At 70.5% G+C, this 26,174-nt stretch carries 28 protein-coding genes and 1 pseudogene; 12 read left to right on the top strand and 17 right to left on the bottom strand.

Annotated elements, in window-relative coordinates:
* Window positions 1-6 precede the first annotated feature (6 nt).
* Window positions 7-852 carry a phosphotransferase family protein gene (locus ACGFNP_RS58470; RefSeq protein ID WP_393333444.1) on the top strand — a complete coding sequence of 282 codons (846 nt, stop codon included), beginning with the start codon at window positions 7-9 and terminating at the stop codon, window positions 850-852.
* Here the strand turns inward: ACGFNP_RS58470 and metE are convergent, their stop codons facing one another.
* The gene (metE, locus tag ACGFNP_RS58465) at window positions 853-3,012 is read right to left on the bottom strand and encodes a 5-methyltetrahydropteroyltriglutamate--homocysteine S-methyltransferase (RefSeq protein ID WP_393333441.1); all 2,160 of its coding nucleotides are present in this window, start codon (window positions 3,010-3,012) and stop codon (window positions 853-855) included.
* Window positions 3,013-3,100: 88 nt separating this feature from the next.
* Here metE and ACGFNP_RS58460 point away from each other — a divergent pair, with 88 nt between their 5' ends.
* Window positions 3,101-3,940 carry a LysR family transcriptional regulator gene (locus ACGFNP_RS58460; protein WP_393333618.1) on the top strand — a complete coding sequence of 280 codons (840 nt, stop codon included), beginning with the start codon at window positions 3,101-3,103 and terminating at the stop codon, window positions 3,938-3,940.
* On the opposite strand, the gene ACGFNP_RS58455 is transcribed toward ACGFNP_RS58460, so the two are convergent.
* Complete coding sequence (locus ACGFNP_RS58455; RefSeq protein ID WP_358338606.1) at window positions 3,933-4,613, bottom strand: DNA alkylation repair protein; 681 nt, start codon at window positions 4,611-4,613, stop codon at window positions 3,933-3,935. The genes ACGFNP_RS58460 and ACGFNP_RS58455 overlap by 8 nt on opposite strands.
* Window positions 4,610-5,290 (bottom strand): TetR/AcrR family transcriptional regulator, encoded by a 681-nt coding sequence (locus tag ACGFNP_RS58450; RefSeq protein ID WP_393333437.1) that lies wholly within the window; start codon window positions 5,288-5,290, stop codon window positions 4,610-4,612. Before ACGFNP_RS58450 ends, ACGFNP_RS58455 begins: the two co-directional genes overlap by 4 nt.
* Before the next feature lie 89 nt (window positions 5,291-5,379).
* On the opposite strand from ACGFNP_RS58450, the gene ACGFNP_RS58445 reads away from it, so the two are divergent.
* From ACGFNP_RS58445 to ACGFNP_RS58435, 3 genes are read left to right on the top strand one after another with little or no spacing between them, the layout of a single operon-like run.
* Window positions 5,380-6,531, top strand: a complete 1,152-nt coding sequence (locus ACGFNP_RS58445) for an acetyl-CoA C-acetyltransferase (RefSeq protein ID WP_393333434.1) — start codon at window positions 5,380-5,382, stop codon at window positions 6,529-6,531.
* A gap of 52 nt (window positions 6,532-6,583) precedes the next feature.
* Window positions 6,584-8,062 (top strand): glycoside hydrolase family 3 protein, encoded by a 1,479-nt coding sequence (locus ACGFNP_RS58440; RefSeq protein ID WP_393333430.1) that lies wholly within the window; start codon window positions 6,584-6,586, stop codon window positions 8,060-8,062.
* A gap of 4 nt (window positions 8,063-8,066) precedes the next feature.
* On the top strand, window positions 8,067-8,738 hold the full coding sequence (locus ACGFNP_RS58435; RefSeq protein WP_358338594.1) for a pentapeptide repeat-containing protein: 672 nt from the start codon (window positions 8,067-8,069) through the stop codon (window positions 8,736-8,738).
* Here the strand turns inward: ACGFNP_RS58435 and ACGFNP_RS58430 are convergent.
* The 4 genes and pseudogenes from ACGFNP_RS58430 to ACGFNP_RS58415 form a co-directional block, all read right to left on the bottom strand.
* Window positions 8,725-9,756: pseudogene (locus ACGFNP_RS58430) on the bottom strand (NAD(P)H-dependent flavin oxidoreductase); the annotation flags it as partial. The gene ACGFNP_RS58435 and the pseudogene ACGFNP_RS58430 sit on opposite strands and share 14 nt — an antisense overlap.
* 49 nt (window positions 9,757-9,805) lie before the next feature.
* Window positions 9,806-10,528, bottom strand: a complete 723-nt coding sequence (locus ACGFNP_RS58425) for a CoA-transferase (RefSeq protein WP_358338591.1) — start codon at window positions 10,526-10,528, stop codon at window positions 9,806-9,808.
* Window positions 10,515-11,288 carry a CoA transferase subunit A gene (locus ACGFNP_RS58420; protein WP_393333615.1) on the bottom strand — a complete coding sequence of 258 codons (774 nt, stop codon included), beginning with the start codon at window positions 11,286-11,288 and terminating at the stop codon, window positions 10,515-10,517. The genes ACGFNP_RS58425 and ACGFNP_RS58420 overlap by 14 nt, the downstream gene beginning before the upstream one ends.
* 8 nt (window positions 11,289-11,296) lie before the next feature.
* The gene (locus ACGFNP_RS58415) at window positions 11,297-12,034 is read right to left on the bottom strand and encodes an enoyl-CoA hydratase family protein (RefSeq protein WP_393333426.1); all 738 of its coding nucleotides are present in this window, start codon (window positions 12,032-12,034) and stop codon (window positions 11,297-11,299) included.
* Between the two features lie 46 nt (window positions 12,035-12,080).
* Here ACGFNP_RS58415 and ACGFNP_RS58410 point away from each other — a divergent pair, with 46 nt between their 5' ends.
* Window positions 12,081-12,845, top strand: a complete 765-nt coding sequence (locus ACGFNP_RS58410; protein WP_393333423.1) for an SDR family oxidoreductase — start codon at window positions 12,081-12,083, stop codon at window positions 12,843-12,845.
* Between the two features lie 30 nt (window positions 12,846-12,875).
* A complete protein-coding gene (locus ACGFNP_RS58405; protein WP_358338582.1) occupies window positions 12,876-13,793 on the top strand; it encodes an SDR family oxidoreductase in 918 nt (305 codons plus the stop codon).
* Window positions 13,794-13,873: 80 nt separating this feature from the next.
* Here ACGFNP_RS58405 and ACGFNP_RS58400 read toward each other — a convergent pair whose 3' ends face one another.
* On the bottom strand, window positions 13,874-14,398 hold the full coding sequence (locus ACGFNP_RS58400) for an AAA family ATPase (RefSeq protein WP_393333421.1): 525 nt from the start codon (window positions 14,396-14,398) through the stop codon (window positions 13,874-13,876).
* A 154-nt stretch (window positions 14,399-14,552) separates the two neighbouring features.
* Between ACGFNP_RS58400 and ACGFNP_RS58395 the strand changes: the two genes are divergently transcribed.
* Window positions 14,553-15,014, top strand: coding sequence for a hypothetical protein (locus tag ACGFNP_RS58395; RefSeq protein WP_393333418.1), 462 nt, complete (start codon window positions 14,553-14,555; stop codon window positions 15,012-15,014).
* 12 nt (window positions 15,015-15,026) lie between these two features.
* Here ACGFNP_RS58395 and ACGFNP_RS58390 read toward each other — a convergent pair whose 3' ends face one another.
* Window positions 15,027-15,728 (bottom strand): NIPSNAP family protein, encoded by a 702-nt coding sequence (locus tag ACGFNP_RS58390; RefSeq protein ID WP_358338572.1) that lies wholly within the window; start codon window positions 15,726-15,728, stop codon window positions 15,027-15,029.
* Window positions 15,729-15,876: 148 nt separating this feature from the next.
* Between ACGFNP_RS58390 and ACGFNP_RS58385 the strand changes: the two genes are divergently transcribed.
* The 3 genes from ACGFNP_RS58385 (at window position 15,877) to ACGFNP_RS58375 (ending at window position 17,334) form a co-directional block, all read left to right on the top strand.
* A complete protein-coding gene (locus ACGFNP_RS58385; protein ID WP_358338569.1) occupies window positions 15,877-16,134 on the top strand; it encodes a hypothetical protein in 258 nt (85 codons plus the stop codon).
* A gap of 83 nt (window positions 16,135-16,217) precedes the next feature.
* Entirely contained in the window at window positions 16,218-16,466 is a 249-nt protein-coding gene (locus ACGFNP_RS58380) for a hypothetical protein (protein ID WP_393333413.1), read from the top strand.
* Window positions 16,467-16,518: 52 nt separating this feature from the next.
* Window positions 16,519-17,334 carry a hypothetical protein gene (locus tag ACGFNP_RS58375; RefSeq protein WP_358338563.1) on the top strand — a complete coding sequence of 272 codons (816 nt, stop codon included), beginning with the start codon at window positions 16,519-16,521 and terminating at the stop codon, window positions 17,332-17,334.
* A 15-nt stretch (window positions 17,335-17,349) separates the two neighbouring features.
* Here the strand turns inward: ACGFNP_RS58375 and ACGFNP_RS58370 are convergent, their stop codons facing one another.
* From ACGFNP_RS58370 to ACGFNP_RS58335, 8 genes are all read right to left on the bottom strand, one after another.
* Window positions 17,350-18,096 (bottom strand): SDR family oxidoreductase, encoded by a 747-nt coding sequence (locus ACGFNP_RS58370; protein WP_393333409.1) that lies wholly within the window; start codon window positions 18,094-18,096, stop codon window positions 17,350-17,352.
* Between the two features lie 47 nt (window positions 18,097-18,143).
* Window positions 18,144-19,346 (bottom strand): hypothetical protein, encoded by a 1,203-nt coding sequence (locus tag ACGFNP_RS58365; protein ID WP_393333406.1) that lies wholly within the window; start codon window positions 19,344-19,346, stop codon window positions 18,144-18,146.
* Window positions 19,347-19,469: 123 nt separating this feature from the next.
* Window positions 19,470-20,765 (bottom strand): DUF2252 domain-containing protein, encoded by a 1,296-nt coding sequence (locus ACGFNP_RS58360; protein WP_358338554.1) that lies wholly within the window; start codon window positions 20,763-20,765, stop codon window positions 19,470-19,472.
* 75 nt (window positions 20,766-20,840) lie between these two features.
* The gene (locus ACGFNP_RS58355; protein ID WP_393333402.1) at window positions 20,841-21,821 is read right to left on the bottom strand and encodes a hypothetical protein; all 981 of its coding nucleotides are present in this window, start codon (window positions 21,819-21,821) and stop codon (window positions 20,841-20,843) included.
* Window positions 21,818-22,222: a PadR family transcriptional regulator gene (locus ACGFNP_RS58350; protein ID WP_358338548.1), complete on the bottom strand. Its 405-nt coding sequence runs from the start codon at window positions 22,220-22,222 to the stop codon at window positions 21,818-21,820. The genes ACGFNP_RS58355 and ACGFNP_RS58350 overlap by 4 nt, the downstream gene beginning before the upstream one ends.
* Before the next feature lie 32 nt (window positions 22,223-22,254).
* A complete protein-coding gene (locus ACGFNP_RS58345; RefSeq protein ID WP_393333398.1) occupies window positions 22,255-23,028 on the bottom strand; it encodes an SDR family oxidoreductase in 774 nt (257 codons plus the stop codon).
* A gap of 49 nt (window positions 23,029-23,077) precedes the next feature.
* Complete coding sequence (locus tag ACGFNP_RS58340) at window positions 23,078-24,193, bottom strand: acyl-CoA dehydrogenase family protein (protein ID WP_358338542.1); 1,116 nt, start codon at window positions 24,191-24,193, stop codon at window positions 23,078-23,080.
* A gap of 38 nt (window positions 24,194-24,231) precedes the next feature.
* Entirely contained in the window at window positions 24,232-24,753 is a 522-nt protein-coding gene (locus ACGFNP_RS58335; protein ID WP_358338910.1) for a flavin reductase family protein, read from the bottom strand.
* A 249-nt stretch (window positions 24,754-25,002) separates the two neighbouring features.
* On the opposite strand from ACGFNP_RS58335, the gene ACGFNP_RS58330 reads away from it, so the two are divergent.
* Window positions 25,003-26,172 (top strand): acetyl-CoA acetyltransferase, encoded by a 1,170-nt coding sequence (locus ACGFNP_RS58330; protein WP_358338539.1) that lies wholly within the window; start codon window positions 25,003-25,005, stop codon window positions 26,170-26,172.
* Window positions 26,173-26,174: the final 2 nt, after the last annotated feature.

Here is a 26,174-nt window from a genome sequence, read left to right as displayed (position 1 = left end):
GCGGGTGTGATCGGCGACATCCGCGCGTTGCTGGCCCGCCACCTCCCCGACGTCGAGGTGCGCTCCGTCACCGAGTCCGGGCAGGGCCTGGACAACGAGGTGTACGAGGTCAACGAGGAGTTGATCGTCCGGGGCAGCCGGGCCGCCGATCCGGTGGCCACGCGTCGCGAGGTCGAGCTGCTGGCCACGGTCCGCGACCTGGCCACCGTGGCGGTGCCCGAGGTGGTCTTCGCCGACTACGAGCGGGGCGTGATCGCCTACCGCAAGCTGCCGGGCGAGCCGCTCAACCTGCACCCGGTCCCAGACCCCGCACTGCTGGCCGCCCCGCTGGGCCGCCTGCTCAGCGCCCTGCACAGCGCCGAGCCGGGGGAGTTGCGCGAGCTGGCGCCGCTCGACCGCTACCCGGCGCCCACCCTGCTGATGGACGCCGGGCTCGACTACCGCGACGTCGAGCGGCACGTGCCCTACGATCAGCGGCCGCTGGTGGAGGAGTTCTTACGCGGCACACCACCCGACGAGCCGCCTACCCTGCGCTTCTGCCACAACGACCTGGGCGGCGAGCATCTCCTGGTCGACGTCGCGACGAGCACGCTGACGGGCGTCATCGACTGGACCGACGCCGCCGTCACCGACCCGGCGCACGACTTCGCGCTCATCTACCGCGACCTGGGCCCCGCGGTCTTCGAACAGACCCTCTCGCACTACGACCGCGACTTCGACGAGACGGACCGGGCCAGGGTCCTGTTCTACGCCAGGTGCGCGCTCATCGAGGACCTCGCGTACGGCCTGAGCACCGGCCCACGCCACTACGCCGACGCCGCCCTGGCCCACCTCGCCTGGACCTTCAGCTGATCACGTAGCGCCGAGCTCGTCGCGCAGGCGCCTGGTCGCGCCGACCACGTTCGCCAGCGCCGCCTCCACCTGCTCGTAGGTACGGGTCTTCAGCCCGCAGTCCGGATTCACCCAGACCCGCCCGGCGGGCAGCACCTTCAGCGTCTCGCGCAACAGCCCCTCCACCTCGGCCTCGCTCGGCACCCGCGGCGAGTGGATGTCGTAGACGCCGGGCCCGAGCCCGCGCCCGAAGGAGCCCACCGCCCCCAGGATCCGGGCCCCGGACCGGGCCGACTCGATCGTGGTGACGTCGGCGTCCAGGCCGTCGATCGCCGCGAGAATCTGGTCGGCGTCCGAATAGCACAGGTGCGTGTGGATCTGGATGCGGTCACTCGCGCCCGAGGTGGCCCTCCGGTACGCGGCCACGGCCCACTCCAGGTAGTCGGCCTGCGAGGCCCGCCTGAGCGGCAGCAGCTCGCGCAGCGCCGGCTCGTCCACCTGGATGATCGACACGCCCGCCTCCTCCAGGTCGCGTACCTCGTCCCTGACCGCGTCGGCCACCTGGAACACGACGTCGCGCAGCGGCAGGTCGTCACGGACGAACGACCAGGCGACGATCGTGACCGGCCCGGTGAGCATGCCCTTGACCGGCTTGTCTGTCAGCGACTGCGCGTGACGGGCCCACCGCACGGTGATCGGCGCGGGCCGCCCGACGTCGCCGTGCAGGATCGGCGGCCTGGTGCAGCGCGAGCCGTACGACTGGACCCAGCCGTTGCTGGTGACCGCGAAGCCGTCGAGGTGCTCGGCGAAGTACTGGACCATGTCGTTGCGCTCGGGCTCGCCGTGCACGAGGACGTCGAGCCCGAGCCGCTCCTGCAGCCGGATGACCCGCTCGATCTCCGCCTCGACCCGCCGGTCGTAGCCGGCCTCCTCCAGCGTGCCCGCCACCACGGCCGCGCGGGCCGCGCGCAGCTCGCCGGTCTGCGGGAACGACCCGATCGTGGTGATCGGCAGCGCGGGCAGCCGCAGATGCGCGGCCTGCGCCGCGGCGCGCTCCGCGTACGGCCCGCGCCCTTCGAACACGACCGGGTCCGCCAGCGCCACCGACGCCGCCGGGGCCTCGGCGCCGCGGAAGTCGGCGCGCGCCAGCTCGACCACCTCGGCCACCTTCTGCTCGGCGAAGGCCAGCCGCGCCCGCAGCGCCGGGTCGAGCCCGTCTTCCCCCGCCACGTCGTACGGCACGTGCAGGAGCGAGCACGACGTGCTGACCACCACGTCCGCCGCGTGCTCCCGCACCGCCCGCAGCAGGCTCAGCGCCCGCCCCGGAGCGGTACGCCACACGTCCCGCCCGGACACCACGCCCGCCACCACGGTCTTGCCCGCCAGCGCCGAGAGCCGGTCCAGCCCGCCGCGCACCAGGTCCACCCCGATGGCCTCCACCGGCGTCGCGGCCAGGACGGGCAGCGCCTCGCCCAGATCACCGAAGTAGGAGGCGACGAACAGCCCGGGGCGCGAAGGAGCGGACCCGAGCCGCTCGTAGGCGGCCGTGACGGCGGCCAGCTCCTCGGGAGACCGGTCGGCCACCAGCGCCGGCTCGTCGAGCTGCACCCACTCCACGCCCTCGGCCGCGAGGAGCGCCAGCAGTTCCTCGTAGCAGCCGAGCACCTCCTCCAGCCGCTCCAGCGCGCCGGCCAGCAGCAGGAACGTCACCGGACCTATCACCACGGGCCGGGTCTCGAAGCCCAGCTCCCGAGCCTGCCGCAGCTCGGTCAGCGGCTTGGCGGCGTCGAGCTTGAACACGGTCTCGGCGTCGACCTCCGGCACGATGTAGTGGTAGTTCGTGTCGAACCACTTCGTCATCCGCAGCGGCGCCAGCCCGGCGGTGCCCCTGGCCATCGCGAAGTAGGGGTCCTCGGCGTCCAGGTAGCGCCGGGGCACCGCGCCGAGCAGCACGGCCGTGTCCAGCACCTGGTCGTAGAGCGAGAAGGTGTTGGACGGCAGCCCGGCCAGGCCCAGCTCGGCGAGCCGCCGCCAGGTCCGCTCCCGGAGCTCGGCGCCGGTCTCCTCCAGCTCCGCGCGGGTCGAGCGGCCGTCCCAGTACGACTCCAGCGCCCGCTTCAGCTCCCTTCGCGGGCCGATCCGCGGATATCCGAGCACGGTGGACCGGGGAAATGACGACATCAGGTTGCTCCCTGCGTGGACGGCTTGATCGAACGCGGAGAATTCACCACACCCGCTACCCCTGGTGCATCCTGTATTCGTGCTGCTTATGCTCAAGGAGGTCCAGTGCTTCGCCCGCGTGGCCGCCCGGCTCAGCTTCTCGGTGGCCGCCGCGGACCTGGGGATGTCCCAGCCCGCCATGAGCCAGGCCATCACCAGGTTGGAGCGCGCCACCGGGACCAGGCTGTTCGACCGGACGGCCCGCGCGGTGCGGCTCACCGCCGCGGGCAAGGCCCTGCTCCCGCACGCCGACGAGCTGCTGGCCGCCGCCACCGCGTTCGCGGCCGAGGCGGCCCGGCTGGCTCGGCCGACTATTCATCTCGCTTATCCACCGCTCGTCGGCGCGCTGGCGGCCAGGGTCGCCCGGCGGCTCGCGGGCCGTACCCCGGCCATCGGCGTGGAGCTCACGGTCGCCGGACGCGGGGTGGCGTCCGACGCGCTGGATCGGGGGGAGGTGTCGGCGGCGATCCTCACCACGCCCGCCCCGGCGCGGTTCGTCACCGCCGCCAGGTTCCACGTCTCCGTGGACCAGCTCGCGGTGCCGCTCGGGCACGCGCTGGAGCCACGGGCAAAGGTCGTGCCCGGCGACCTCGCCGGGCAGGTACTGCTCACGCCGGGCAGCCGGGCGTGGGCCGGGCTGCCGGGGCGCTCGCGCGTGGTGGCCGACGACGACTTCGCCGCCGCGCTCGACCTGGTCGCGGCGGGGGCCGGGGTGCTGCCGATCCCGCAGCTGCTGGCCAGGACGATCCGCCGCGACGATCTGCGGTTCGTCCCGCTGGACGCGGGTGACCTGCGCATCACGTACGCGCTGGCGTGGGCGAGGGAGCGCGTCACGCCCGAGCTGATGGCCCTGGTGCAGGCCGTACAGGATGCTCTGTGGACTAGGTAGCCGGCAGGTTGCGCAGGGCCTCGCGGCGGCTCAGCCCCGAGATGCCCTTGGTCCGCACATAGCGGATGACCTCGGCCGGATTGGTCTTGGCGTATTCGCGCAGCGCCCAGCCGATCGCCTTGCGGGCGAAGAAGTCGTTGTCCGACAGGCTCGGCTCGATGCAGGCGTAGAGCAGCCCCGTGTCGGTGCGGGCCTTGAACCTGTTCTGGCACAGGATCGCGGTGCGGCGCTTCCACAGGTCGCCGTCGCGCGCCCAGTCCAGCATGAGCGGGCGCATCGAGTCGGGGAACGCGGTGAGCAGGCCGCCGATCCGGTGCGTGGCCAGCTCGTCGACCAGGTCCCACCAGGCGCCGCTGACGATCATCTCCTCGTACATCGGCACCGTGTAGAGCGTCTGGAACTCCCGATAGAGGTGATAGCCGGTCAACTCGACAGCCGCATAGCGCTCCTCGCGGTATTCGGCCGGACGCCACAGGCCGAGCACCGCCCGGCGCCACTCCGGCGCCGTGCCGATGGGGTGAGCCGCGAACACCCGCCGCAGCGCGGCCCGTCTCCGCACCGCCTGCACGCCGAGGAACGGCATGTCGGACTTCATGTACGCACGCATCGTGGCGGCCTTCGCGGGCTCCGCCGCCTCACGCAGTGCCGTTCGCACCGCCGTACCAAGGCTCATGCCTGCTGAGTGGTCCGCTCACCCGTGGCCAGGCCGTCGAAGAGCACCGTGATGTAGTGCTCGGCCAGGCCGGTCGTGTTGAGCCGGCCGCCGGGGCGGAACCAGCGCACCGCCACCCAGATCGTGTCGCGGATCATCCGGTAGGTGAGCTTCGGGTCGACGTCGGCGCGGAACTGCCCGGCCGCCTGGCCCGCCTTGATCTGCGCGACCCAGATCTGCTCGACCTCGTCCTCGGCCTTGACCAGGTAGTTGAACCGCTCGAACTGCCGCAGGTAGTTCCAGTCGTTCTGCATCACGGTGATCGCGGCGCGGTGCGGCTCCAGCGTGCCGAAACCGATGCGCACCATCTCCGACAGGATCGAGCGCGGGTCGGCGCCCGAGCCGATCGCCGTGCGGTAGCGGGCGACCAGGTCGTCGAGGAAGGTGGAGAGCACCTCGTCGACGATCGTCTCCTTGGAGTCGAAATGATGATAGAGACTTCCCGAGAGGATGCCCGCCTCATCGGCGATCTCGCGTACGGTCGTGGCCTGGAATCCCTTGCGGGCGAAGAGTTCCGCGGCGAGCTTGACGAGGTGGTCACGGCGCTCCGACGCCGGTCCCGACGAGGTCGTGCGCTGACGCTTCGCCGGGGCGGTCGTGCTCTGCCCGGAGTTCTTTCGCGTTGTCACGTCTCCCATTATGAGCCCTCAGACAATCGCTTGTTCACCGAACCCGCCCAGCTCACCCGGCGTTCCGCGTGCGACCAAGCGCTTGCTACGATGCGGGGGTGAACGAGGCATACATCGTCGGCGCGGTCAGGACCCCGGTCGGGCGCAAGAACGGCGGCCTCGCCCGGGCCCACCCCGCCGACCTCGGCGCGCACGTACTCGAAGAGCTGATGACCCGCACGGGCGCCGATCCGGCGGCGGTGGCGGACGTCATTTTCGGCTGCGTCGACACCATCGGACCGCAAGCCGGAGACATCGCCCGCACCTGCTGGCTGGCCGCCGGGCTGCCGGAGGAGGTGCCCGGCGTCACGATCGACCGCCAGTGCGGCTCCTCGCAGCAGGCGCTGCACTTCGCCGCCCAGGCCGTGCTCTCGGGCACGAGCGACCTAGTGGTGGCCGGCGGCGTACAGAACATGAGCATGATCCCCATCTCCTCGGCGATGCTCGCCGGCCGCGCCCTCGGCCACGACACCCCCTTCAGCGGCTCCAAGGGCTGGCTCTCCCGGTACGGCACCCAGGAGGTCTCCCAGTTCACCGGAGCCGAACAGATCGCTGCCAAGTGGGACATCTCCCGGCAGGACATGGAGGCGTTCGCCTACGAATCGCACCGGCGGGCCATCGCCGCCATCGACGAAGGCCGCTTCGCGGACCAGCTCACCCCCTACGAGGGCGTCACCACCGACGAGGGGCCGCGCCGCGACACCACTCCGGCCAGGATGGCCGGGCTCAAGCCCCTGGTCGAGGACGGGTGCCTCACCGCGGCCCTGGCCTCGCAGATCTCCGACGGCGCCGCCGCCCTGCTCATCGCGTCGCCGCGCGCCGTACAAGATCATGGGCTGCGCCCGCGCGCCCGTGTGCACCACCTGTCGGTACGCGGCGGCGACCCGATCATGATGCTGTCGGCGCCGATCCCCGCCACGGAGCACGCGCTGCGCAAGGCCGGGATGGCGATCGGCGACATCGACGTCGTGGAGATCAACGAGGCGTTCGCCTCGGTCGTGCTCGCCTGGCTGAAGGAGAGCGGCGCCGACCCCGCCAGGGTCAACCCGAACGGCGGCGCGATCGCGCTCGGCCACCCGCTCGGCGCGACCGGCGCGGTCCTGGCCGTGAAGCTGCTGCACGAACTGGAGCGGACCGGCGGCAGGTACGGCCTGCAGACGATGTGCGAGGGAGGCGGCCAGGCGAACGTCACCATCATCGAACGCCTATGACGTCCGAAGATGCCTCTAGCAAATAGGAAACTTTCCTATTAGATTTCGGATCATGCTCAAGAGCGGTGACCTGTTGTGCCTTGCCGATGCCGTACTCCTGCCCGGGTTCGAGGGGCGGACCCCGCCCGACTGGGTCCGCCGCCGGCTGGGGGAGGGGCTGGCCGGGGTGGTGCTGTTCTCCCGCAACATCACGGGAGCGGCCCAGGTCGCCGAGCTGACCGCCGTCCTGCGCGCGGAGAACCCGGCCGTGCTGGTCGGCACCGACGAGGAGTCGGGCGAGGTGACCAGGCTGGAGGTCGCCACCGGCAGCAGCCGTCCCGGCGCCCACGCGCTCGGCGTCGTGGACGACGTGGCGCTGACCGAGGCGCTGGCCAGGGACCTCGGCGGGGAGCTGGCCGCCGCGGGCATCACGATCGACTTCGCCCCCTCGGCCGACGTGAACTCCAACCCCGACAACCCGGTCATCGGCCTGCGCTCCTTCGGCGCCGACGCCGCCCTGGTCGCCCGGCACACCCGGGCGTTCGTCCGCGGTCTGCAGTCCGCCGGGGTGGCCGCCTGCGCCAAGCACTTCCCCGGCCACGGCGACACCTCGATCGACTCCCACCACGGCATGCCCATGGTCGCCACCGACGGGATCGAAGACGCGCTGACTCCCTTCCGCGCCGCGATCAGGGAGGGCGTCAAGGCCGTCATGACGGGCCATCTGCTGGTGCCCGCGTACGACGCCGTGCTGCCCGCCACGCTGAGCCCCAAGGTGCTCACGGGGCTGCTCCGTGAGGAACTGGGCTTCGACGGCCTGATCATCACCGACGCCATCGAGATGGCCGCCGTCTCCGGGCCGTACGGTATCGGGGGCGCCGCCGCACGGGCGATCGCCGCCGGGGCCGACGCCATCTGCGTCGGCGGGGAGCGCGCCGACGAGGCGACCGCCGTCGAGGTGCGCGAGGCGATCGCCCAGGCCGTACGCGACGGGCTGCTGCCGGAGGAACGCCTGGCCGACGCCGCGCGCCGGGTCGGCGAGCTGGCCGCCTGGACCGCCTCCGCCGCCGCCCCGGTGCCCGAGGACGGCCACCTCGGCCTCACCGCGGCCCGCCGCGCGATCAGGGTCACCCGCCGCACGAACGCCCCCATCCTGCCGCTGACCGCCGCGCCCCACGTGGTGGAGCTGACCCCCGAGATGAACCTGGCCATCGACAAGAACACCCCGTGGGGGGTCGGCGAGCCGCTGGGCAGGCTGCTGCCCGGCACCGCCGTGACCCGGCTGGCGGCCGGCGAGGCGACCGGGGTCGCGATCGAGCGGCTCATCGCCGGCGCCGACGGACGCCCCCTCGTCGTCGTGGTCCGCGACGCGCACCGCCACCCCTGGCAGAGCGAGGCGCTACGGCACCTGCTCAGCGCCCGCCCCGACACCGTGGTGGTCGAGATGGGCCTGCCCGCCCGCTCCGACCTGGGCGCCGTGCACATCGCCACCTACGGCTCGGCCAGGGTCTGCGGCCAGGCCGCCGCCGAAGTGATCACCGGTACCCTTTGACACCGTGAACTTCGAAGACGAGGACCTCTCCCACACCACGCTGACCGACCGGCTCGCCCCGGACGAGACCCACGTCTTCCGCAACTGCGACCTGACCGAGGCCGACCTCCGGCGGGCGCCGCTGGCCGACGCCCGCTTCGAGTCGTGCGTGCTGGACCAGGCCGACTTCCGCCGGGCCGACCTCGACAGCGCGGTGTTCTCGGGCGGCGGCGGGATGCGGATCAGGTTCAACGACGCCGAGCTCATCGACGTGGCGTTCACCGACGTCGACCTGTCCTCCGCGCAGTTCGGCGGGGCGCTGGTGACCGACGTGACCTTCACCGGGTGCCGCATGATCGGCGCCTCGCTCACCGGGGCGCGGGGCACCGGCTTCAAGGTCGCCCGGTCCAACCTGACCATGGCCAACCTCGGCGGCTGCTCGCTGCGCGGAGAGTTCATCGAGGGGGTCCGCTTCGACGACGCCGACCTGTCGGGCTGCGACTTCACCGAGGCGACGTTCAGCGACTGCCGGTTGCGCGGCAGCAAGCTGCTCAAGACCGTGTTCGTCAAGGCCGACCTGCGCGGCGCCGACCTGGGCGAGCCCGACGACGCCAAGCTGCGCGCCTACGCGGGGGCGACGATCAACCAGGCCCAGGCGGCGGCCATCCTGGCCGCCCGCGGCATCACGGTGCTCTGAGCGCTTCCAGCACGACCGCTGCCTCTGACATGACGCGGTCGATCAGCTCCCGGCAGGACGGCAGGTCGTCGAGCACCCCGACCACCTGCCCGGAGGCCATCACCCCCAGGTCGGCCCGCCCGTCGACCATGGCGGCCCGCAGCAGCACCGGCGTGTTGGCCGCCTGCAGCACCTGCGCCCAGGTCAGGTCGCGGCCGTGCCGCATCCGGCGCCCCTCGCGGAGCAGCTGGGCCCACGTCAGCCCCGACAGCCGCTTGAACCTGGCGCCGTTGACCACGGCCCTGAGCAGCCGCGAACGCTCCAGCGACTCCACGAACGGCGTCCTGAGCACCCGGTGCGGCACCCCGTCGACCTTGGTGGTGACCAACGTGTCGGCCGTCGCCAGGTAGACCTTCTTCACCTCGTCCGGCACCGGCGAGTCGCTCGTCAGCAGGAACCGGGTGCCCATCGCGATGCCGCACGCCCCGTACGCCAGCGCGGCCACCAGCCCCCGCCCGTCGAAGAAGCCGCCCGCGGCGATCACCGGGATGTCCACCGCGTCCACCACCTGGGGGAGCAGCAGCGTCGTCGCGACCGGCCCGGTGTGCCCGCCGCCCTCGCCGCCCTGCACGATCACCGCGTCCACGCCCCAGGCGGCGACCTTCTCCGCGTGCCGGCGCGCGCCCACCGACGGGATCGTGACCACGCCCGCGTCCTTCAACCGGTCGATCAGCTCGCGCCGCGGCGCCAGCGCGAACGACGCCACGCGCACGCCCGCGCGGATCATCACCTCGACCCGTTCGGCCGCGTCGTCGGCGTCGGAGCGGATATTGACCCCGAAGGGGGCGTCCGTGCGTTCTCGCACGCTGTCGATCGCCTCGGCCATCTCGCCGACGGACATCGTCGCGGCCGCGATGATCCCGAGCCCGCCCGCCTCGGACGTGGCCGCCGCGAGCCGCGCGCCCGCGACGTACCCCATCCCGGTCTGCACGATCGGATACCGGCACCCCACCAGGTCCGTCAGCGCGGTCCTCATAGCGCGATCTCCGGGCCGCTCGGCGCGGTCCCGCCGCCGCTCAGCGCGGTCCTCACGCCGCCACCTCGCGCTCGCGGGACCCGCGCGGGTCGAGCACCTCCTTCAGCAGCCGGCTCTCCTCGGCGGTCGGCTCCCGTGTCTCGGGTACGTCCTCGGGGATCACCAGCTCGAACCCGGTCGCCGCGACCACCTCCGCGACGCTCACCCCCGGATGCACCGAGGCCAGCCGCATCGACCCGTCCGGCGTGCGGAAGTCGAGCACGGCCAGGTTCGTCACCACCCGCCGCAGGTCGTACGCGCCTCTGTCGGTGCCCAGGCCGCTGACCACGTCCACTCGCGGCACGAACACCTTGGGGGAGTGCCGGGGGATCCAGTAGCTCGTCGGATCGCAGCGCGTGTTGCCCGGCGCGCCGCGCACACCGAGGAGCTGAGCTTTGGGCCGCGCCCAGTCGCCGATGCAGGAGATGTTCGAGTTGCCGAAACGGTCGATCTGGCTCGCGCCGAGCATCACGTGCCGCCGGCCGTTCAGCACCAGCCACAGGTGATCGCGGAACGGCAGCCAGCCCTCCACCACCTCGGGCCGCTCGCCCAGCGCGGGCACGTCACCCGTCAGCAGGCAGACGCCGTCATGCGTGAGTAGTTCGGGCTCGAACGTCAGCCTGGCCAGCCGGGCCGCCAGCACGGTGACCGCCCCGCCGATCCCGGCCGCGAGGATCTCCCCGTCACCCCTGAACGCCTCCGCGCAGGCGACCACGCACACGTCAGCCCTGCTCATGGAACTCCTCCCACGGCGTGTCCACGTACCGCCGCTGCTCCCGCTCGTCGCGGCCGTAGTCGGGTTCGCACGCGGTGAAGCCCGCGCCGCCCGGCACCTCGACCACGCCGGTCACCATCGACCGGCTGATCAGCAGCGACTGCACCGGCCCCTCCTTCAGCAGGTCGGCGGTGTCCACCAGCCGCTCGCACGACACGTAACAGCGGGCCGCCGCCTTGGCGTAGAGGTCGTCGAAGTACGGGTCGGGGCCCAGGTACTGCGCGTTGCCGCGCCGATCCGCCCGGTTGAGGTGCACCAGCGCGACATCCATGGTCAGCGCGGGCACGGCGATCAGCTCCTCCCCGTCCTCGTACGGCGAGCGGACCGTGCGCAGGCCCGGGTTGACCCGCATGACGTCGGAGCCGAGCCCGGCCCGCGTGGGCAGGAACGGCAGCCGATGCGCCGCCGCCAGCAGCCCGAACATGAACATGCCCTCGTCGTACTCGGTGAACTCGACCGTGCCGCCCTGCCTGGCCCGCCTGAAGTGTGGTTCGAGCGGGATGGAGTCCAGCGTGACGAACGGGGCCACCACCCTGCGTACCTTCCCGGCGGCGCAGAGCATGCCGACGTCCGGGCCGCCGTACGAGATGAGGGTGAGGTCCCGGACATCGGATCGCAGCAGGCCGTCGACCAGAGCCATCGGCTTGCGCCGCGACCCCCAGCCGCCGATCCCGACCGTCATGCCGCTCTCGATCTCCGCCGCGACCTCCTCGACGGACATGACCTTGCTCACGAGCCCTCCACGAAGCGGTCCCGGTGCCTGTCGCCCGCGCCCATCAGGTTCAGCTCGAACGTGAAGCCCTGCTCGAAGCGGTAGGAGCGCTTCACGTCCACGGGGTCGATGCCGTTGAGCGACTCCTTGGCGCGCCGGATCACGTACGGGTCCTTGTCCGCGATCTGGCCGGCCACCTCCAGCGCCGCGTCCCGCAGCTTGTCGCGCGGCACCACCTCCAGCACCGAGCCGAACGCGTGCAGCTCGGCGGCCGTCACGTTCCGGCACGTGTAGACCATGGCGCGCATCAGATGCTGGGGTACCAGCCGGGCCAGGTGGGTGGCCGCGCCGAGCGCGCCCCGGTCCACCTCCGGCAGGCCAAAGTAGGCGTCCTCGCTGGCCAGCACGATGTCCGCGTTGCCCACCAGCCCGACCCCACCGCCGACACAGTGGCCGTGCACGGCGACGATCACCGGCACCGGGCAGTCGTAGACAGCCGCGAACGCCGCAAAGCACCCTTTATTTGCATTTATCAGGGCAGTGTGGCTCTCGGTGGCCTGCATCTCCTTGATGTCCACGCCGGCGTTGAAGCCCCGGCCTTCGGCCCGCAGCACGACGACCCTGGTCTCTTCGTCCCGCCCGGCGTCCGTCACAGCTCCGGCCAGCTCGTGCCAGGCCCGCGCCGGCAGCGCGTTCACCGGTGGAACGTCCACGACGACCTCGGCGATCGGGCCGTCCCGCAGCGTGATTCCCATCCCGCTCCCTGGTTGCACCTAACGCTTGCTTGGTACGGTAGCACCCGTGACGGTGACTTACGACTACACGGGCAAGGTCGTCCTGGTGACCGGTGGGACCAAGGGGATCGGCGCGGGCATCGCCACCGCCTTCGCCACCGCCGGAGCCGAAGTGATCGTCTGCGCCCGCCACGATCCCCCGCCCCCGGTGCCGCCACCGAGTCCCCCTCCCCGCTCGGCGGCCACCGGGGTGCGGTTCGTGCGGGCCGACGTGCGGGACGCCGACGACCTGGAGCGGCTGTTCTCCGGGCTCGACCGGCTCGACGTGGTCGTCAACAACGCGGGCGGGTCGCCGTACGCACCGCTGGAGGGCACGTCACCGCGCCTGCACGCGCGCATCGTCGAGCTCAACCTGATCGCCCCCCTGCTCGTCGCGCAGCGCGCGTATCCGCTGCTCGCCGCCTCGGGCGGCTCCGTCGTGATGATCGGGAGCTCCAGCGGCGTGCGCCCCTCGCCGGGCACCTCGGCGTACGGCGCGGCCAAGGCGGGGCTCCATCAGCTGGCGAACTGCCTGGCCGCCGAGTGGGCCCCCGGTGTACGGGTCAACACGGTCATCGTCGGCCTGGCCGCCACCGAGGACTCCCTCGATCACTACGGCGGAAAGGACGTGGGGACCGCCGTCCCGGCCGGGCGGATGGCGACGCCCGCCGACGTGGCCTCGGTCTGCCTGTGGCTGGCCGCGCCCGGCTACGTGACCGGGGCGCAGGTACACGTGCATGGAGGCGGGGAGATCCCCGCCTGGCAGAACCTGGCTTCCGACGACATTTCCTGATATCTCTGCTTGATCTTCTGGGAGGTCCGTGTGGGAATCTGTGACGGCCGCGTCGTGATCGTGACCGGAGCCGGGCGCGGCATCGGGAGGGAGCACGCGCTGGAGTTCGCCAGGCAGGGCGCCCGTGTGGTGGTCAACGACCTGGGCACCGGCCGCGACGGCGACGGCAGATCCGGCGGCCCCGCGCTGGCCGTGGCCGAGGAGATCCGTACACTCGGCGGCCAGGCGGTGGCCAGCAGCGACGACGTGGCCGACTGGGACGGCGCGGCCCGGCTGGTGAAGACCGCCGTCAGCGCGTACGGCGGCCTCGACGTGCTGGTGAACAACGCCGGGTTCGTCCGCGACCGCATGCTGGTCTCCATGGGCGAGGACGACTGGGACGAGGTGATCCGGGTCCATCTCAAGGGCCACTTCCTGCCGCTGCGGCACGCGGGCGCGTACTGGCGCGAACGAGCCAAGTCCGGCGACCCCGCGGCCGCCCGCGTGATCAACACCTCGTCGGGCGCGGGCCTGCTCGGCAGCGTCGGCCAGGCCAACTACTCGGCCGCCAAGGCGGGTATCGCCGCACTGACCCAGGTGGCCGCCGCCGAACTGGGCCGATACGGCGTGACGGTGAACGCCATCGCCCCCGCCGCCCGTACCCGCATGACCGAGGAGGTCTTCGCCGAGACCATGGCCGCACCCGAGTCCGGCTTCGACCCGATGCACCCGGCGAACGTGTCACCGCTGGTGGTCTGGCTCGGCTCGGTGGCGTCGGAGGCGGTGACGGGACGGGTGTTCGAGGTGGAGGGCGGAGTGATCTCGCTCGCCACCGGCTGGACCCACGGCCCACGCGCCGATCGCGGCGCCCGCTGGTCCCCTGCCGAGGTGGGCGACGCCGTCACGAAGCTCCTCGAAGAGGCCCCCGACCCACTCCCCGCCTACGGTGCCCGGCCGTCTGCGGTCTGAGGCCCGTCTATGGCGCTTGGCCGTCTACGGCGCTCGGCCGTCTTCGGCGTGAGGTCCGCTAGGCGTCCACTGGGGGTCGTCTACCGCTTGAGCAGGTAGGCGCCCTCGGACAGGCGCGCGCGGATCTCGGCGGCGGTCTGCTCGGCGGTCAGGCCGCCGGAGTCGAAGGCGTGCGGCTCCAGCTCACCCAGGTCGGCGAACTGCTGGTACATCTGCAGCACCGGCTCGGGATCCGTGAGCGCGTCGAGCCCCCGGCCCGTGGCCCTGAGCAGCGTCGTCTCCCGGTCGGGCCGGAGCACCACATAGTGCAGCGGCGCGCGCCGTACCTCGGCGAAGGCGCCGACGAACCACGGCCCCACGACACCATCCACCACCACGTGATAGCCGCCGTCCGCGTACCCGAAAGCCGCGCCCGCCAGCACGCCCATGACGGTCTCGTTCTGACGCTGAGCCTCCGCCAGGTGCGGCGCGATGCCGCCCCGCCGGATGAACGCCCAGAAATCATCCGTATGCAGGTGCACGCTAGGCGTGACGGCATCGGCCAGCAGCCGGGCCACGGTCGACTTCCCCGCTCCCGGAGGCCCGGACACGATCACTACCTCCATACCCGCCTGCCAGATCACCTCAAAAGCCTTTAACCGGAGCCGAAATCCAGACACGACCGCCGTTACGGACCGTGGCGGCCGGGCGGGGAAGCGGTCCTCCGACATCATTGATCCGATACGTCTCCCACGGCGCTCTCATGAATCGTGGTGCTGCATGAAACCTCTGGCCGCCGTCCTGGCCATCGTCGTTCTCGTCGCCGTGCTGGGTGTCATGGGGATCGGTGTGGGCGCCCTTTCGTTCTTCACCTCTCATGGCTGCGGCAGCGGCGAAGACCGGTTGGCCCAGTCCCTCGCGGCGCACGGCATCTTCGCCCAGCGCCCGTCCGGAGCCCGGCCACAAGGCGAGCGGACGGCGATCTGTGACGTGGATGACCGGATCGTGGATGTCGAGCAGGTCTATCGCGTTCCCCGGGCGGGGAACGACGTGTTCGATTTCTACCGCGAGGTCGCCGTGCGGGACGGGTGGAAGCCCTCGACCGAGGAGGAGGACGCGGGTGGGTTCTGTTTCACCAAAGCCATCGCCGACAAAGACGTCGATTTTTCGGTTTCGGTGGACAAGCCGGACATGGTCTATGTGCGCATGAGTTCATCCGTAGACGGTGGCGGCTGGTGCTGAACGCGAGGGCCTTCAGCGGAGCGCTGACCGGGCCGTAGGGGCCAGGCGGAGGCGTTGTGGGGGAGCGGTCAGCCGGGACTCCAGTCCGGGCAGCGCCACTTCACGCTCCTCAGAGGGCCGGTCGAACCGGGCGAACCACATGAAGACCTGCTCCCCTGTGCGTACGGGGAGCGCGGGGAAGGTGTTCTCGGCGCTCTCGGTCTCGAAGCACGCCACCGGCGGCACCCCGGCCTCCTTGAGCACGGGTACGGCCTCCCGGGCGAAGAACTCGGCGAACTCGTCTCCGACGTGGTAGATCATCGCGACGTACAGCGACTCGGGCAGGACGGTGGCGCCGACGGGCGGTCGCGCCATACCCGGAAAGGGATCGGCAGCGGGCCGGAGAGCATGGCTGGGCGCGGACTCGTGGGAAAAGCCAGGCGCCGGGCGTAGGAGCAGCACGTTGTCGGAGTCGAGCATCGTCGCGTTGGCCGCGTCCCGGTTGGCCTTCCAGATGGGGCCGCCGTAGAAGTCCGTAAGCGCCGCTCGCCGAGCCTCCATGTCTGGAAATTTCCGCATCCACGGATACATGTTCGGATCGTCCAGATCACGGAACTGGCCGACCACCCCCATCCCGGACGCCTCCTGTCCTTCGATGAACTCCCGCTCGAACAGCTCGATCAACGTGTCGCGCCGGCCGGGACGCAGCGTGTAGTTCCGGAACTCATAAATCATGCGGGGATGCTACGAGCGGACAACTGACACCGACTGTCAGCAGAATCGGGCTAGAAGAATATTCTGATTACCTACAGCTACATAACTACTACGCTTCGTATATGATCGCTTTGGCTTTGATCCCACAACGTCAAGGAAAGTCACTGAAGTGATCAAGAAGTTGCGTGTCACCGGTGCCGTCATGGCGGCGGCCGCCGGCGTCACCCTGCCGGCCGCACCCGCCCAGGCGGACGGCTGGAGCGACAACTGGAGCGGCAACACCTACTCGTCCCAGTCCGGAAACAACTTCGGCGACATCGCGGCGTTCAACGAGGGCGCCGGCAGCGCGACCAACGTCAACAACATCAACGGCATAGCCACCACGGCGTCCAACGGCGGCACCACGGTGACGTACATCTTCTACTGACCCCGATCCCCCTTCCTCGCACACCGGTCGCCATCGTCCGACGGAGTCCCCAGTCCACGAGAACGCTTCGGAAGGAAGTCGAAATGATCAAGAAGCTTTGCGTCACCGGATTCGTCGTCGCCGCGGGCACGGTCCTGATGGCCGCTGCCGCCCATGCCGACACCGACAACCGCAGCTCCAACTCCTCATCCACGCAGTCGGGCAACATCTTCGGCAACCTCCAGGTCAGAAATGCCGGTAGCGGTTCCAGCACCAATGTCACCAACGTCAACGGCAACGCCGCCACGGCCACCGGCCGCAGCGGCGTAGGCGTGAGCACCACCTCCGACTAGGGGCCGAGGCTGAGCACGGTCGGGCCCGGAATGGCTGGACTAACATCTCGGGGTGTCTATCTGTGCGTATGCGACGTTTTACAATCCCGACGACCATGACGATGAGCGCGACGGGGTTCTGGTCGCGTGGCGCGAGGCGGGCATCGAGGGCCGTGCCGAGCAGTGGGACGATCCGACGGTCGACTGGAGCGCCTACGACGCGGTGGTGGTCCGGTCGGTCTGGGACTACCTCGACCGCCGGGCCGACTTCCTCGCCTGGGCCCGCCGGGTAGAGCGCGCCACCAAACTGCTCAACCCGGCCGCCGTGCTCGAATCCAACACCGACAAGACCTATCTCCGAGATCTGGGTGTGCCCATCGTGCCGACCCACTGGTCTCCGGAGCACCTGCCGTACTGGGAGGAGTACGTCGTCAAGCCCGCCATCTCGGCGGGTGCCCGAGACACGATCAGGACCACCGACCGAGGCCAGGCCGAGGCGCACGCCGCCGCGCTGGCGGCAGCCGGACGCGTCCCCATGGTCCAGCCCTACCTCGACATGGTCGAGTCGGAGGGCGAGACCTCGCTGCTGTACTTCAACCGCCGGTTCAGCCATGCGGTCCGGCGCACCCCCATGCTCACCCCGGGAAAGACGGGCGCGGACCAGGTTCTGGCGGATCCGCGCACACCGGCCCCGGACCAGGTCGAACTCGCTGAGAAGGTGCTTGCCGCCATCCCCCAGGCCCTTCTTTACGCCAGGATCGACCTGGTCCGGCTCCCTGACGGCAGCCCGGTGGTCATGGAGGTCGAGCTCACGGAGCCGTACCTGTACCTGCGCTACGAGCCCCACGCCGCCGCGAACCTCGCCACCGCGCTGCGCGAACTGCTCTGAGATCTCCCAGGAGGACTAGCAGGAAATGCCGCCGTCAACCGGAATGACCGTCCCCGTGAGGTAGGCGCCGGCGCGCGAGGACAGGTAGATCGCCGCCCCGGCCATGTCATCGGGGCGGCCGATGCGGCCCATCGGCACACTGGACACGACGCTCTCCCGGATCGCCGGATCATCCAGCGCGAACGCCATCATCTTCGACTCGAACGGCCCCGGCGCGATCGCGTTCACCGTGATGTGCTCGCGCGCCAGTTGCCTGGCCAGGTGCCGGGTCAGCATGTGCACGCCGGACTTCGAGGCGGAGTAGGCGTAGTTCTCCACCGACGGCACCCTTATCCCGTCGATGGACCCGATGTTGATCACCCGCGCCGGATCCTCCGCGCCGGCCGCCGCCCGCAACTGTGGCAGGAACCGCTGGGTCAGGAAGAAGACCCCTTTGACGTTGATGTTCCAGAGCTTGTCGAAGGCGTGCTCCGGATACTCCTCCAGCGGCGCGCCCCAGGCCGCGCCCGCGTTGTTCACCAGCACGTTCAGCGGCCCGTCCACCGCCGCCACCAGCGTGTCCACCCCCTCGGGCGTGGACAGATCAGCCGGTACGGCGACACAGCCCAGCTCCTTGGCGGTCCGCTCCACCTCGGCGGTTTTGCGCGCGGAGATGTACACGGTCGCCCCGGCCTCGACGAATCCGGTCGCGATCATGCGCCCGATGCCACGGGAGCCACCGGTGACGACGACGGTCTTGCCTTCCACCGAGAACAGAGTCATGTTCCGGAAGCATGCCATACCAACCGGTCGGTAGCCAGCGCTGCCGCTCAGCCGGAGTCCTTCACCCACAACCCGAGCAGACCGCGGAAATGCTCCACGAAGCGGTCCCTCTCGTGCGCGGGATACGTGGCCGTCACCGTGTCGACCAGCAGCCGGTCGAAGTCCGGCCCGGCCACCCAGTCCAGCACGATCTCATCGAGGTGGCGTAGCCGGCTGTCGCAGAAGTCCTGGTAGCGGTCGGTCTCGAAGTAGTCGTCGGCCAGCCGCCGATAGGCCGCCAGCCGTTCCTCGTACGACCCGGTGACCGCGAAATACTCCCGCGTATCCAGATCGAGCCGCGGCCGCCGCCCGGTGCCCACGCAGAACACACTCCACCGGACCAGCGCCTTGATCGCCCAGGGGAAGTAGTAGTGCAGGCTCGTCAGCGCGACATCCGGGCAGGCGTTGGCGTAGTCGATCGGGTGCACGTCCGCGCCCTTGACCAGCGTCTCGCAGGAGTTGAACTCCCATCGGAAAAACGCGTTCACCAGCCGGCCGATCGTGACCACCTCGTCGCCCACACTCGGGGCGAGGAACTCGTGGTCCACGACATACCGTGCGTGCATCGGCTCCTCAGGCCGGAACCGCATCACCATGGTCTCCGCCCCGATCGACAGGGACCGGGCGAACGCGTCGTACCCCTCGACCGCCTTCTGCAGATGCATGAGCATCTCGCCGCTCTGGTCGTAGGCCCGATGGAGCTCGTCGGGGTTGCGCACCAGCGACACCCCGCGCCACGCCCCGCCGTCATAGGGCTTCATGAACATCGGATACCCGATGCCCTCCGCGACCGCGTCAAGATCGAACGGCTGGTTGTAGCGGGCCGCCGTGTAGGCGTACTTGGTGTTGTCGGGCGGATTCTTGTACGGCACCAGCACCGTCTTCGGGACCTTCAACCCGAGCCGCATCATGGCGCAGTAGGCGGCGTGCTTCTCCATCGATTGGAAGGTGAACGGGCTGTTCAGCAGATAGACGTCGTCCATCATGGCGATCTTCTTGAGCCACTCGCGCGGGTGGTAGTACCAGTACGCCAGCCGGTCGATCACCAGATCGTGCCGGGGCTGATCGCGCAGGTCGAACGGCTCGATCGTGATGCGTTCCACATCGAACTCGCCGACCCCTTTGACCGGCCCCAGCCGCCGCAGCACCGTCTCGAACGCCGACGGCCAGTCCTCTTCCGTCCCCAGCAGCAACCCCAGCAGATGCCTCACGATGCTCCTTTCGTAGAGCTCCTTCCGCAGAGCTCCTTCCGCAGAGCTCCTTTCGTAGAGCTCCTTCCGTCGGGGCCGCGTCGGAGCGTCGGCGGCCACCCGCACGCCACGGGGGCCAGGCGGTCACACTCCCGGAAGGCGGCCGTTGCGGAAGAGGTCGACGAACCGTTGGTGGTCTTCCCGGGCCTGTGCCCCATAACGGTGCGCAAAATCCACCAGCATCCCGATAAATCCGGGCCTGTCGCCATTTACCACGCGCATGATTGACTCCTCCGTCGAGAAGCTCACCAGGTCGTGGCTGGACTCGTCGTCCGCGACCGAGTGCATGCGCGCCACCGCCCGCCCCAGGTCGCGCATGATCGACCGCAGCTCCGCCGGCTCGTTGACGTCGTCCCAATCCAGGTCGGCGGAGTACGGAGAGACCTCCGCCACCATTTGCCCCACCCCGTCCAGCGTCGTGTACCCCAGCCATGGATCGGCGTACGCCTGCAACGCCCGCTGCGACTCCGCGGTCCGATGCCCCTGGTGGTGGAAGTAACGCGCGACCTTCTCGTCCGGAATGTAACGAGCCACCGCGGGCACCTGCGCCTGCTTCATGTAGAGGATGACGTCGTTCTCCAGCGCCTGCGAGCGTCCCTCCAGCAGCAGGTTGTACGACGGCAGCCCCGCGGACCCGATCCCCACCCCCTTGCGCAGCGCCACGTCCTTGATCACGTGCTCGACCGGGTTCGACTCCGTGGGCAGGGTCGTCAGGTAGTCCTCGAACGCGGCCAGCACGGCGTCCCGCGTCGCCGCGCCGACGGGCTCGCGCCCGTCCATGAACGCGAACCGCCGGTCGTAGTCGTCGATCACGGTCTCGACGTCCAGCATCGCCACTCGTGTGCTCAACCGGGCCGTCTGCAGCACCCGGTGCAGCACGCCGCTGGTGGTGTCGAGCGTGAGCGACCCGATCGCGTCGTCCCCACCGCGCGCGATGCCGCCCAGTTCGGCCAGGTACGCGCTGGCGAAGTCGCCCACGAGCCCGCTGATCGCCTCGTCCGACAGGGCCTTGGCGTACCCGATCAGCGCCACGCTGGCGGCGAACCGCTTGAGATCCCAGACGTACGGCCCCACGTACGCCTCGTCGAAGTCGTTGACGTTGAAGACCAGCACCCCTGAGGCGTTCATGTAGGTGCCGAAGTTCTCGGCGTGCAGATCGCCGTGGATCCAGACGCGGCTGGTCGGTTCGTCAAGGTAGGACTGGTCCGCGAATCCTTCGGTGAGGTCCGCGTAGAACAGGCAGGCGCTGCCCCGGTAGAACGCAAAAGGGGAGGCCGCCATCTTCCGAAATTTCCGCCTGAACGCCGCGGGGTCTTGCTTGATCGACTCGCCGAACTCCGTCATGAGGACATCTAGCAGGTGGGAAGCGCGTGTGCCCATGTCTCGGACACTAAGTCTTCCCCGCCTGCCCGCCTACCCTGGTCTTTCCCTGTCAGGGTGGAGGCCCGCCGATCTTCAGACGGTCACCTGTCCCGGTCGTACGGCCGGCAGACCGCGGAAGCCCGCGACCGCGAGCAGCACCACCATGACGACCAGCGCCACGCACTGGCCCACGCTGGACGCCCACAGCACGTCCGGTCCCGAGCTCAGGTAGCTGTTGACCACCACCGACAGCCGCGACGGCAGCATCAGCATCCCGAGGATCGCCAGCGCGAGCGGCACATACGGGGGCAGGTGGCGCGCGAGGCAGACGATTCCGGCCGCCACGAGCACCACAGTGGCCAGGCCCATCAGGTCCACCCACGGCCACAACAGCGGCACCTTCCCCAGCGCGGGCGCCAGCAGGGCGAGGACGACGGCCCTCAGCACCAGCCCGGCGGCCAGCGGCAGGAGGGTCGGCAGCCATGCTCGCCGCACCGGCGGGACGTCGCTGTGGAAGCCGGCGAACAGGGCCGTCAGCGGTACCACGACGTTCAGGACCGGTGACACCACGTCCAGAGGCACGAACAGGCCGCCCGCGAGCTGCCAGGCGGCGAGTTCGGCCAGGGCCGCCACTCCGGCCGCGAGCGCCACCGGCTTGGCCGTCCGGACGTGCCCGCGCATCAGCAGCACGAACGCCGCCGCCCAGAGAGCCGCCGCGAGCACACCGAGTGGCCGCGCCATCGAGCCGGGCGCCGCGAAGGCGAGGGAGGTGAGGGTGAAGGCGCCGGCCGCCGCGTGGAAGGCGAGCCCCAGTGTCGCCACCAGCCTGACGGCCGCGCCCCAGGCGACGAACCGGGGTATCGCGCCCGCTCCGCCGAGCCGTACGCGCGTCGAGAGGGCGAGCACGCTGGCGATCTCGCCCCAGCCTGGCCGGGGATTCTCCTCGTCGGGCACCTCGCCGCCCTCCATGAACGCGGCCACCATCTCCTCCTCCCGCTCGGCCCGGTACGCACGGGGGAGCAGCCGCAGGACGGTGCGGTAACGCTGTTCAAGCAGCTCGTCCAACGCGTTCACCCGGCACCTCCGGCATCGGCGACGGCGGCGGTTCCGCGGAGCAGGCGGGAGAGGGCGGTGGCGGTGGCGGTTCCGGGGTGCAGGCGGGCGGTGCGGTCCCGGAGCCGGGCGGTCGCCGCGCGGGCGTTGGCCGCCAGGCGGGCCGCCTCCTCCTCCAGCGCCCCGGCCCCGGAGTCCGTCAGCCGGTAGTAGCGGCGCAGCCGGCCCTGGGCCACCTCTTCCCGGTCGAGCGCCACCAGCCCTTCCCCGGCCAGCCGGTCCAGCACGCCGTACAGGGAGCCGATCTTGAGTTGCACCCGCCCGCCGGACAGCCGGTCGACCTCCTGGACGATCCCGTAGCCGTGCCGCGGCTCGTCCACCAGCGCGGTGAGCGCCAGGAACATGGGCTCCGTTATATTCACCCTCGCACTATATCTTGTCTCTCAGGACATAGTCACGGGTGCTGCGAGGAGACGGAGACGATCTCGCCGGTCATGTACGAGGAGTAGTCGCTGGCCAGGAAGACGATCACGTTCGCCACTTCCCAAGGCTCCGCCGAGCGCCCGAACGCCTCCGCCGCCGCCAGTTCCGCCAGCAACTCCTCGCTCGTCACCTTCGCCAGGAACGGGTGTACGGCCAGCGAAGGCGCCACCGCGTTGACGCGTACGCCGTGCTCGGCCGCCTCCAGTGCGACGCACCTGGTCAGCGCCATCACCCCGGCCTTGGCCGCCGCGTAGTGCGACTGTCCCCGCTGTGCCCGCCAGCCGATCACGGAGGCGTTGTTCACGATCACCCCGGAGCCCTGCGCGATCATCTGCTTCAGCGCGGCCCTGGTGCAGCGCATGGTGCCGTTCAGGGTCACGTCGATGACGGTGTGCCACTGGTCGTCGGTCATCTCGGCCAGCGACGCCGTACCGCCGAGCCCGGCGTTGTTGACCACCACGTCCAGCCGGCCGTGCGCCTGCACCACCGCGTCGAACAGCGCCAGCACCTGGGCCTCCGACGTCACGTCGCACGGCACCGCCAGCGGCTTGACGCCGGTGAGCTCGGTCAGCGAGTCGGCCGCGGCGGACAGGCGGCGCTCATGCCGGTCCGAGATGACGATCGTGGCGCCCTCCTCGGCGCAGCGCTTGGCCGTCGCGTACCCGATCCCGGCCCCCGCCGCGGCCGTGACCAGCGTGACCTTGCCGTCGAGCAGCCCATGCGCCTTCGGATAGGGGGGTGCCATCGTGCTCCAATCAGCGGGGGGTCAGCGGGGGGAGTTCAGCGAGGGGAGTTCAGCGAGGAAGTCCAAGGGTGCGCTCGGCGATGATGTTCCGCTGGATTTCGCTCGAACCCGCATAGATCGTGTCCGCCCGGCTGAACAGATACAGCCGCTGGAGATCGTTGAGCTCACCGTTGCGGGCGACAAGTCCGGACTTCTGCTGTACGGCCTGCGCCAGCTCGCCCAGCCTGCGATGCCACTCCGACCAGTACAGCTTGGCGATCGAGGCCACCGGCCCCGGATCGGCCCGCAGCGCGTTGAGCCGCATGATCTCCAGCTCCAGCCACGAGCGGACCAGCCGGTCGCGCAGCACCGGATCGTCGGCCGCGCCCGTACGCCGGGCGACCTCGATCACCCGGGCCAGCTCCCGCCGGAACCCGATCTGCTGCCCCAGCGTGGAGACGCCCCGCTCGTAGCCGAGCGTGGCCATCGCGACGCGCCACCCGTCGCCGGGCGCGCCGAGCACGTTCCCGGCCGCGGTCCTGGCCCCGTCGAAGAACACCTCGTTGAACTCGGACGTCCCCGTCATCTGCACGATCGGCCGCACCTCGACGCCGGGCTGGTCCATGGGCACGAGCAGGTACGACAGTCCCCGGTGCCGCTGGGAACCCGCTTCCGTACGGCAGAGCGCGAAGCACCAGTCGGACACGTGGGCCAGTGACGTCCACACCTTCTGCCCGGTGATGACCCATTCGTCGCCTGACAGGTACGCCTTCGTCTGGACGTTGGCCAGATCGGAGCCCGCCTCCGGCTCGGAGTAGCCCTGGCACCACAGCTCGTCGCCGCGCTGGATCGGCGGCAGGAACCGGGCCTTCTGCGCCTCGGTGCCGAACTCCAGGATCGTCGGCCCGATCAGCCCCTCGCCGATGAGGCCCACGCGGGCGGGGGCGTCCGCCAGGGCGTACTCCTCGTGGAAGGCGACCTGGTCGGCGAGCGAGGCGTCGCGGCCGCCGTACTCGACGGGCCAGCCCAGGCAGGTCCAGCCCGCCTTGCCGAGGTGGCGCTCCCAGGCCAGGCGGACCTCGTGGCCCTCGTGCTCGCGCCCGGGACCGCCGAGGCCACGGGCGTGCGCGAAGTCACCGGTGAGGTTCTCGGCCAGCCAGGCGCGCGCCTCCTCACGCAGGCTCAACGTGGCCTCCTGAGAGACGGGAGACGGGCTCGGCGAGATCAGGCGGGCTCAACGAAGCCGCCGTAGCCGCCGCGGAAGAACAGCAGCGGGCCGCCGTCCGCGTGCGTGTCGAGCTGGAGCACCCGGGCCACCACGATCATGTGATCGCCCGCCATGTGCTCGGCCTCGATCGCGCAGTCGATCCAGGCCAAGGCGCCTTCGATCACCGGGTTGCCGCCGGGCGAACCGGTCCACCGCAGACCGGCGAACTTGTCGCCGCCCCTGCTCGCGAGCTGGGCGCAGACGTGCTGCTGGTGCTCGGCGAGCACGTTCACGGTGATGACCTTGGCGCCGCGCACCTTGGGCCAGCTCGTGCTGGTGTGCGCCACGCAGAACGCCACCAGCGGCGGGTCGAGCGACACCGAGGTGAAGGAGTTGGCCGCCAGACCGCACGGCTCGCCGTTCATCGGGTCGAGCGCGGTGATCGCCACCACACCGGTGGCGAACCTGCCCAGCACCGACCGGAACCTCCGGCTGTCGAGCTGGCCGTTGCCGCTCTCGTGGGACTGGCCGTTCGGCATCGAGGCTCCGTTGAGAGTCCTGCGCTGGTACGGCGCCGGGGGGCCGCCACAGCCGTCCGGCGTGATCAGCCGGGCAGCGTGTGTGCTCATGGTCTCCTCCTCATCGCCGCTTGCATCGTATCTTACCAAGCGCTTGCTTGGACGGTAGGCGTGCGGCGGAAAAGGTGTCAAGCGAAATGCGGCGCAGGTTGGCATGCCAGGCGTACCTCCCCGTTGACATATGTGGACGGTGGGGCCTAGCGTTTCAGGATGGCCAAGCGCTTGCTTGAGTTCCGGGACCGTACGGCCGTGGTGGGGGTCGGTTACACGCCCTTCACCAAGGACTCGGGGGTCAGCACGCTCACCCTGGCCTGTCGCGCGATCCTGGCCGCCCTCGACGACGCCGGCCTCGGCCCCGGCGACGTCGAGGGCTTGGCCACGCACCGAGTCGGCGACTCGGCGGCCCCGTCCCTGGTGGGTCCGGCGCTCGGCATGGCCGATCCGACCTGGTACCTCGACCAGTTCGGCGGCGGCAGCGTCTCGCACGCGGTTGTGGCGCAGGCGGCGCTGGCCGTGGCGACCGGCATGGCCGAGACCGTCGTCTGTTACCGCGCGATCAATGCCCGGTCGGAGTTCCGCATGGGCGGCACCGGGCGGGGCCTTCCGGTAAGCCCCGAGGTGCAATATCAAGCGCCATATGGCTATTTCGCGCCACCGCAGCAATATGCGATGTATGCCCAAGCCCATATACAGAAATACGGCACTAAAGCGGAGCATTTCGGGCAACTGGCCGTCACTCAGCGGGCGAATGCCGTCAAGAATCCGCGCGCTCTCATGCGCACCCCCATCACCCTCGACGATTACCTGGCCAGTAGGTGGATCGCCGAGCCGTTCCGCCTGCTGGACTGCTGCCTGGAGACCGACGGCGCGTGCGCCCTGGTCATCACGACCGCCGACCGCGCCCGCTCGCTGCGCCGCCCGCCGGTGCTGATCTCCGGCGCGGCCTGGGGCGGCGGCGACTCGCACCTGTCCGGCGGCCGGGCCGACCCCACCACCACGGCCGCCGCCGCGCTGGCCCCGCGCCTGTACGCCCAGGCCGGACTCGGCCCGGCCGACATCGACGTGGCGGAGCTGTACGACTGCTTCACCTACTCGGTGATCGTCCAGTTGGAGGACTACGGCTTCTGCGCCAAGGGCGAGGGCGGCCCGTACGTCGCGTCCGGCGCGACGGCCCTCGACGGACCGCTCCCGGTCAACACGCACGGCGGCTTCCTGTCGGAGGGCTACGTCCACGGCATCAACCACATAGCCGAGGCCGTCTCCCAGCTACGCGGGGACGCGGGTGACCGGCAGGTCGCCGGCGCCGAGGTGGCGCTGTCGACCGCCCAGCCCGGCTACATCCTGCCCGCCACCTCGGCCCTCCTGCTCAGAAAGGGCTGACC

Origin of the sequence: Nonomuraea sp. NPDC049269 (genome assembly GCF_043197155.1) — a bacterium.
In the GTDB taxonomy this organism is placed as follows: Bacteria; Actinomycetota; Actinomycetes; order Streptosporangiales; family Streptosporangiaceae; genus Nonomuraea.
This window is presented reverse-complemented; position numbering and strand designations above follow the sequence as displayed.

Excerpts from the sequence above, each read along its gene's own strand:
- ACGFNP_RS58440 (WP_393333430.1), top strand. The coding sequence starts at position 6,584 with ATGCTCAAGAGCGGTGACCTGTTGTGCCTTGCCGATGCCGTACTCCTG.
- ACGFNP_RS58395 (WP_393333418.1), top strand. The coding sequence starts at position 14,553 with ATGAAACCTCTGGCCGCCGTCCTGGCCATCGTCGTTCTCGTCGCCGTG.
- ACGFNP_RS58370 (WP_393333409.1), bottom strand. The coding sequence starts at position 18,096 with ATGACTCTGTTCTCGGTGGAAGGCAAGACCGTCGTCGTCACCGGTGGC.
- metE (WP_393333441.1), bottom strand. The coding sequence starts at position 3,012 with ATGTCGTCATTTCCCCGGTCCACCGTGCTCGGATATCCGCGGATCGGC.
- ACGFNP_RS58360 (WP_358338554.1), bottom strand. The coding sequence starts at position 20,765 with ATGGGCACACGCGCTTCCCACCTGCTAGATGTCCTCATGACGGAGTTC.
- ACGFNP_RS58455 (WP_358338606.1), bottom strand. The coding sequence starts at position 4,613 with ATGAGCCTTGGTACGGCGGTGCGAACGGCACTGCGTGAGGCGGCGGAG.
- ACGFNP_RS58335 (WP_358338910.1), bottom strand. The coding sequence starts at position 24,753 with ATGCCGAACGGCCAGTCCCACGAGAGCGGCAACGGCCAGCTCGACAGC.
- ACGFNP_RS58400 (WP_393333421.1), bottom strand. The coding sequence starts at position 14,398 with ATGGAGGTAGTGATCGTGTCCGGGCCTCCGGGAGCGGGGAAGTCGACC.
- ACGFNP_RS58330 (WP_358338539.1), top strand. The coding sequence starts at position 25,003 with ATGGCCAAGCGCTTGCTTGAGTTCCGGGACCGTACGGCCGTGGTGGGG.
- ACGFNP_RS58420 (WP_393333615.1), bottom strand. The coding sequence starts at position 11,288 with ATGTCCGTCGAGGAGGTCGCGGCGGAGATCGAGAGCGGCATGACGGTC.
- ACGFNP_RS58390 (WP_358338572.1), bottom strand. The coding sequence starts at position 15,728 with ATGATTTATGAGTTCCGGAACTACACGCTGCGTCCCGGCCGGCGCGAC.
- ACGFNP_RS58450 (WP_393333437.1), bottom strand. The coding sequence starts at position 5,290 with ATGGGAGACGTGACAACGCGAAAGAACTCCGGGCAGAGCACGACCGCC.
- ACGFNP_RS58415 (WP_393333426.1), bottom strand. The coding sequence starts at position 12,034 with ATGGGAATCACGCTGCGGGACGGCCCGATCGCCGAGGTCGTCGTGGAC.
- ACGFNP_RS58460 (WP_393333618.1), top strand. The coding sequence starts at position 3,101 with ATGCTCAAGGAGGTCCAGTGCTTCGCCCGCGTGGCCGCCCGGCTCAGC.
- ACGFNP_RS58345 (WP_393333398.1), bottom strand. The coding sequence starts at position 23,028 with ATGGCACCCCCCTATCCGAAGGCGCATGGGCTGCTCGACGGCAAGGTC.
- ACGFNP_RS58425 (WP_358338591.1), bottom strand. The coding sequence starts at position 10,528 with ATGAGCAGGGCTGACGTGTGCGTGGTCGCCTGCGCGGAGGCGTTCAGG.
- ACGFNP_RS58380 (WP_393333413.1), top strand. The coding sequence starts at position 16,218 with ATGATCAAGAAGCTTTGCGTCACCGGATTCGTCGTCGCCGCGGGCACG.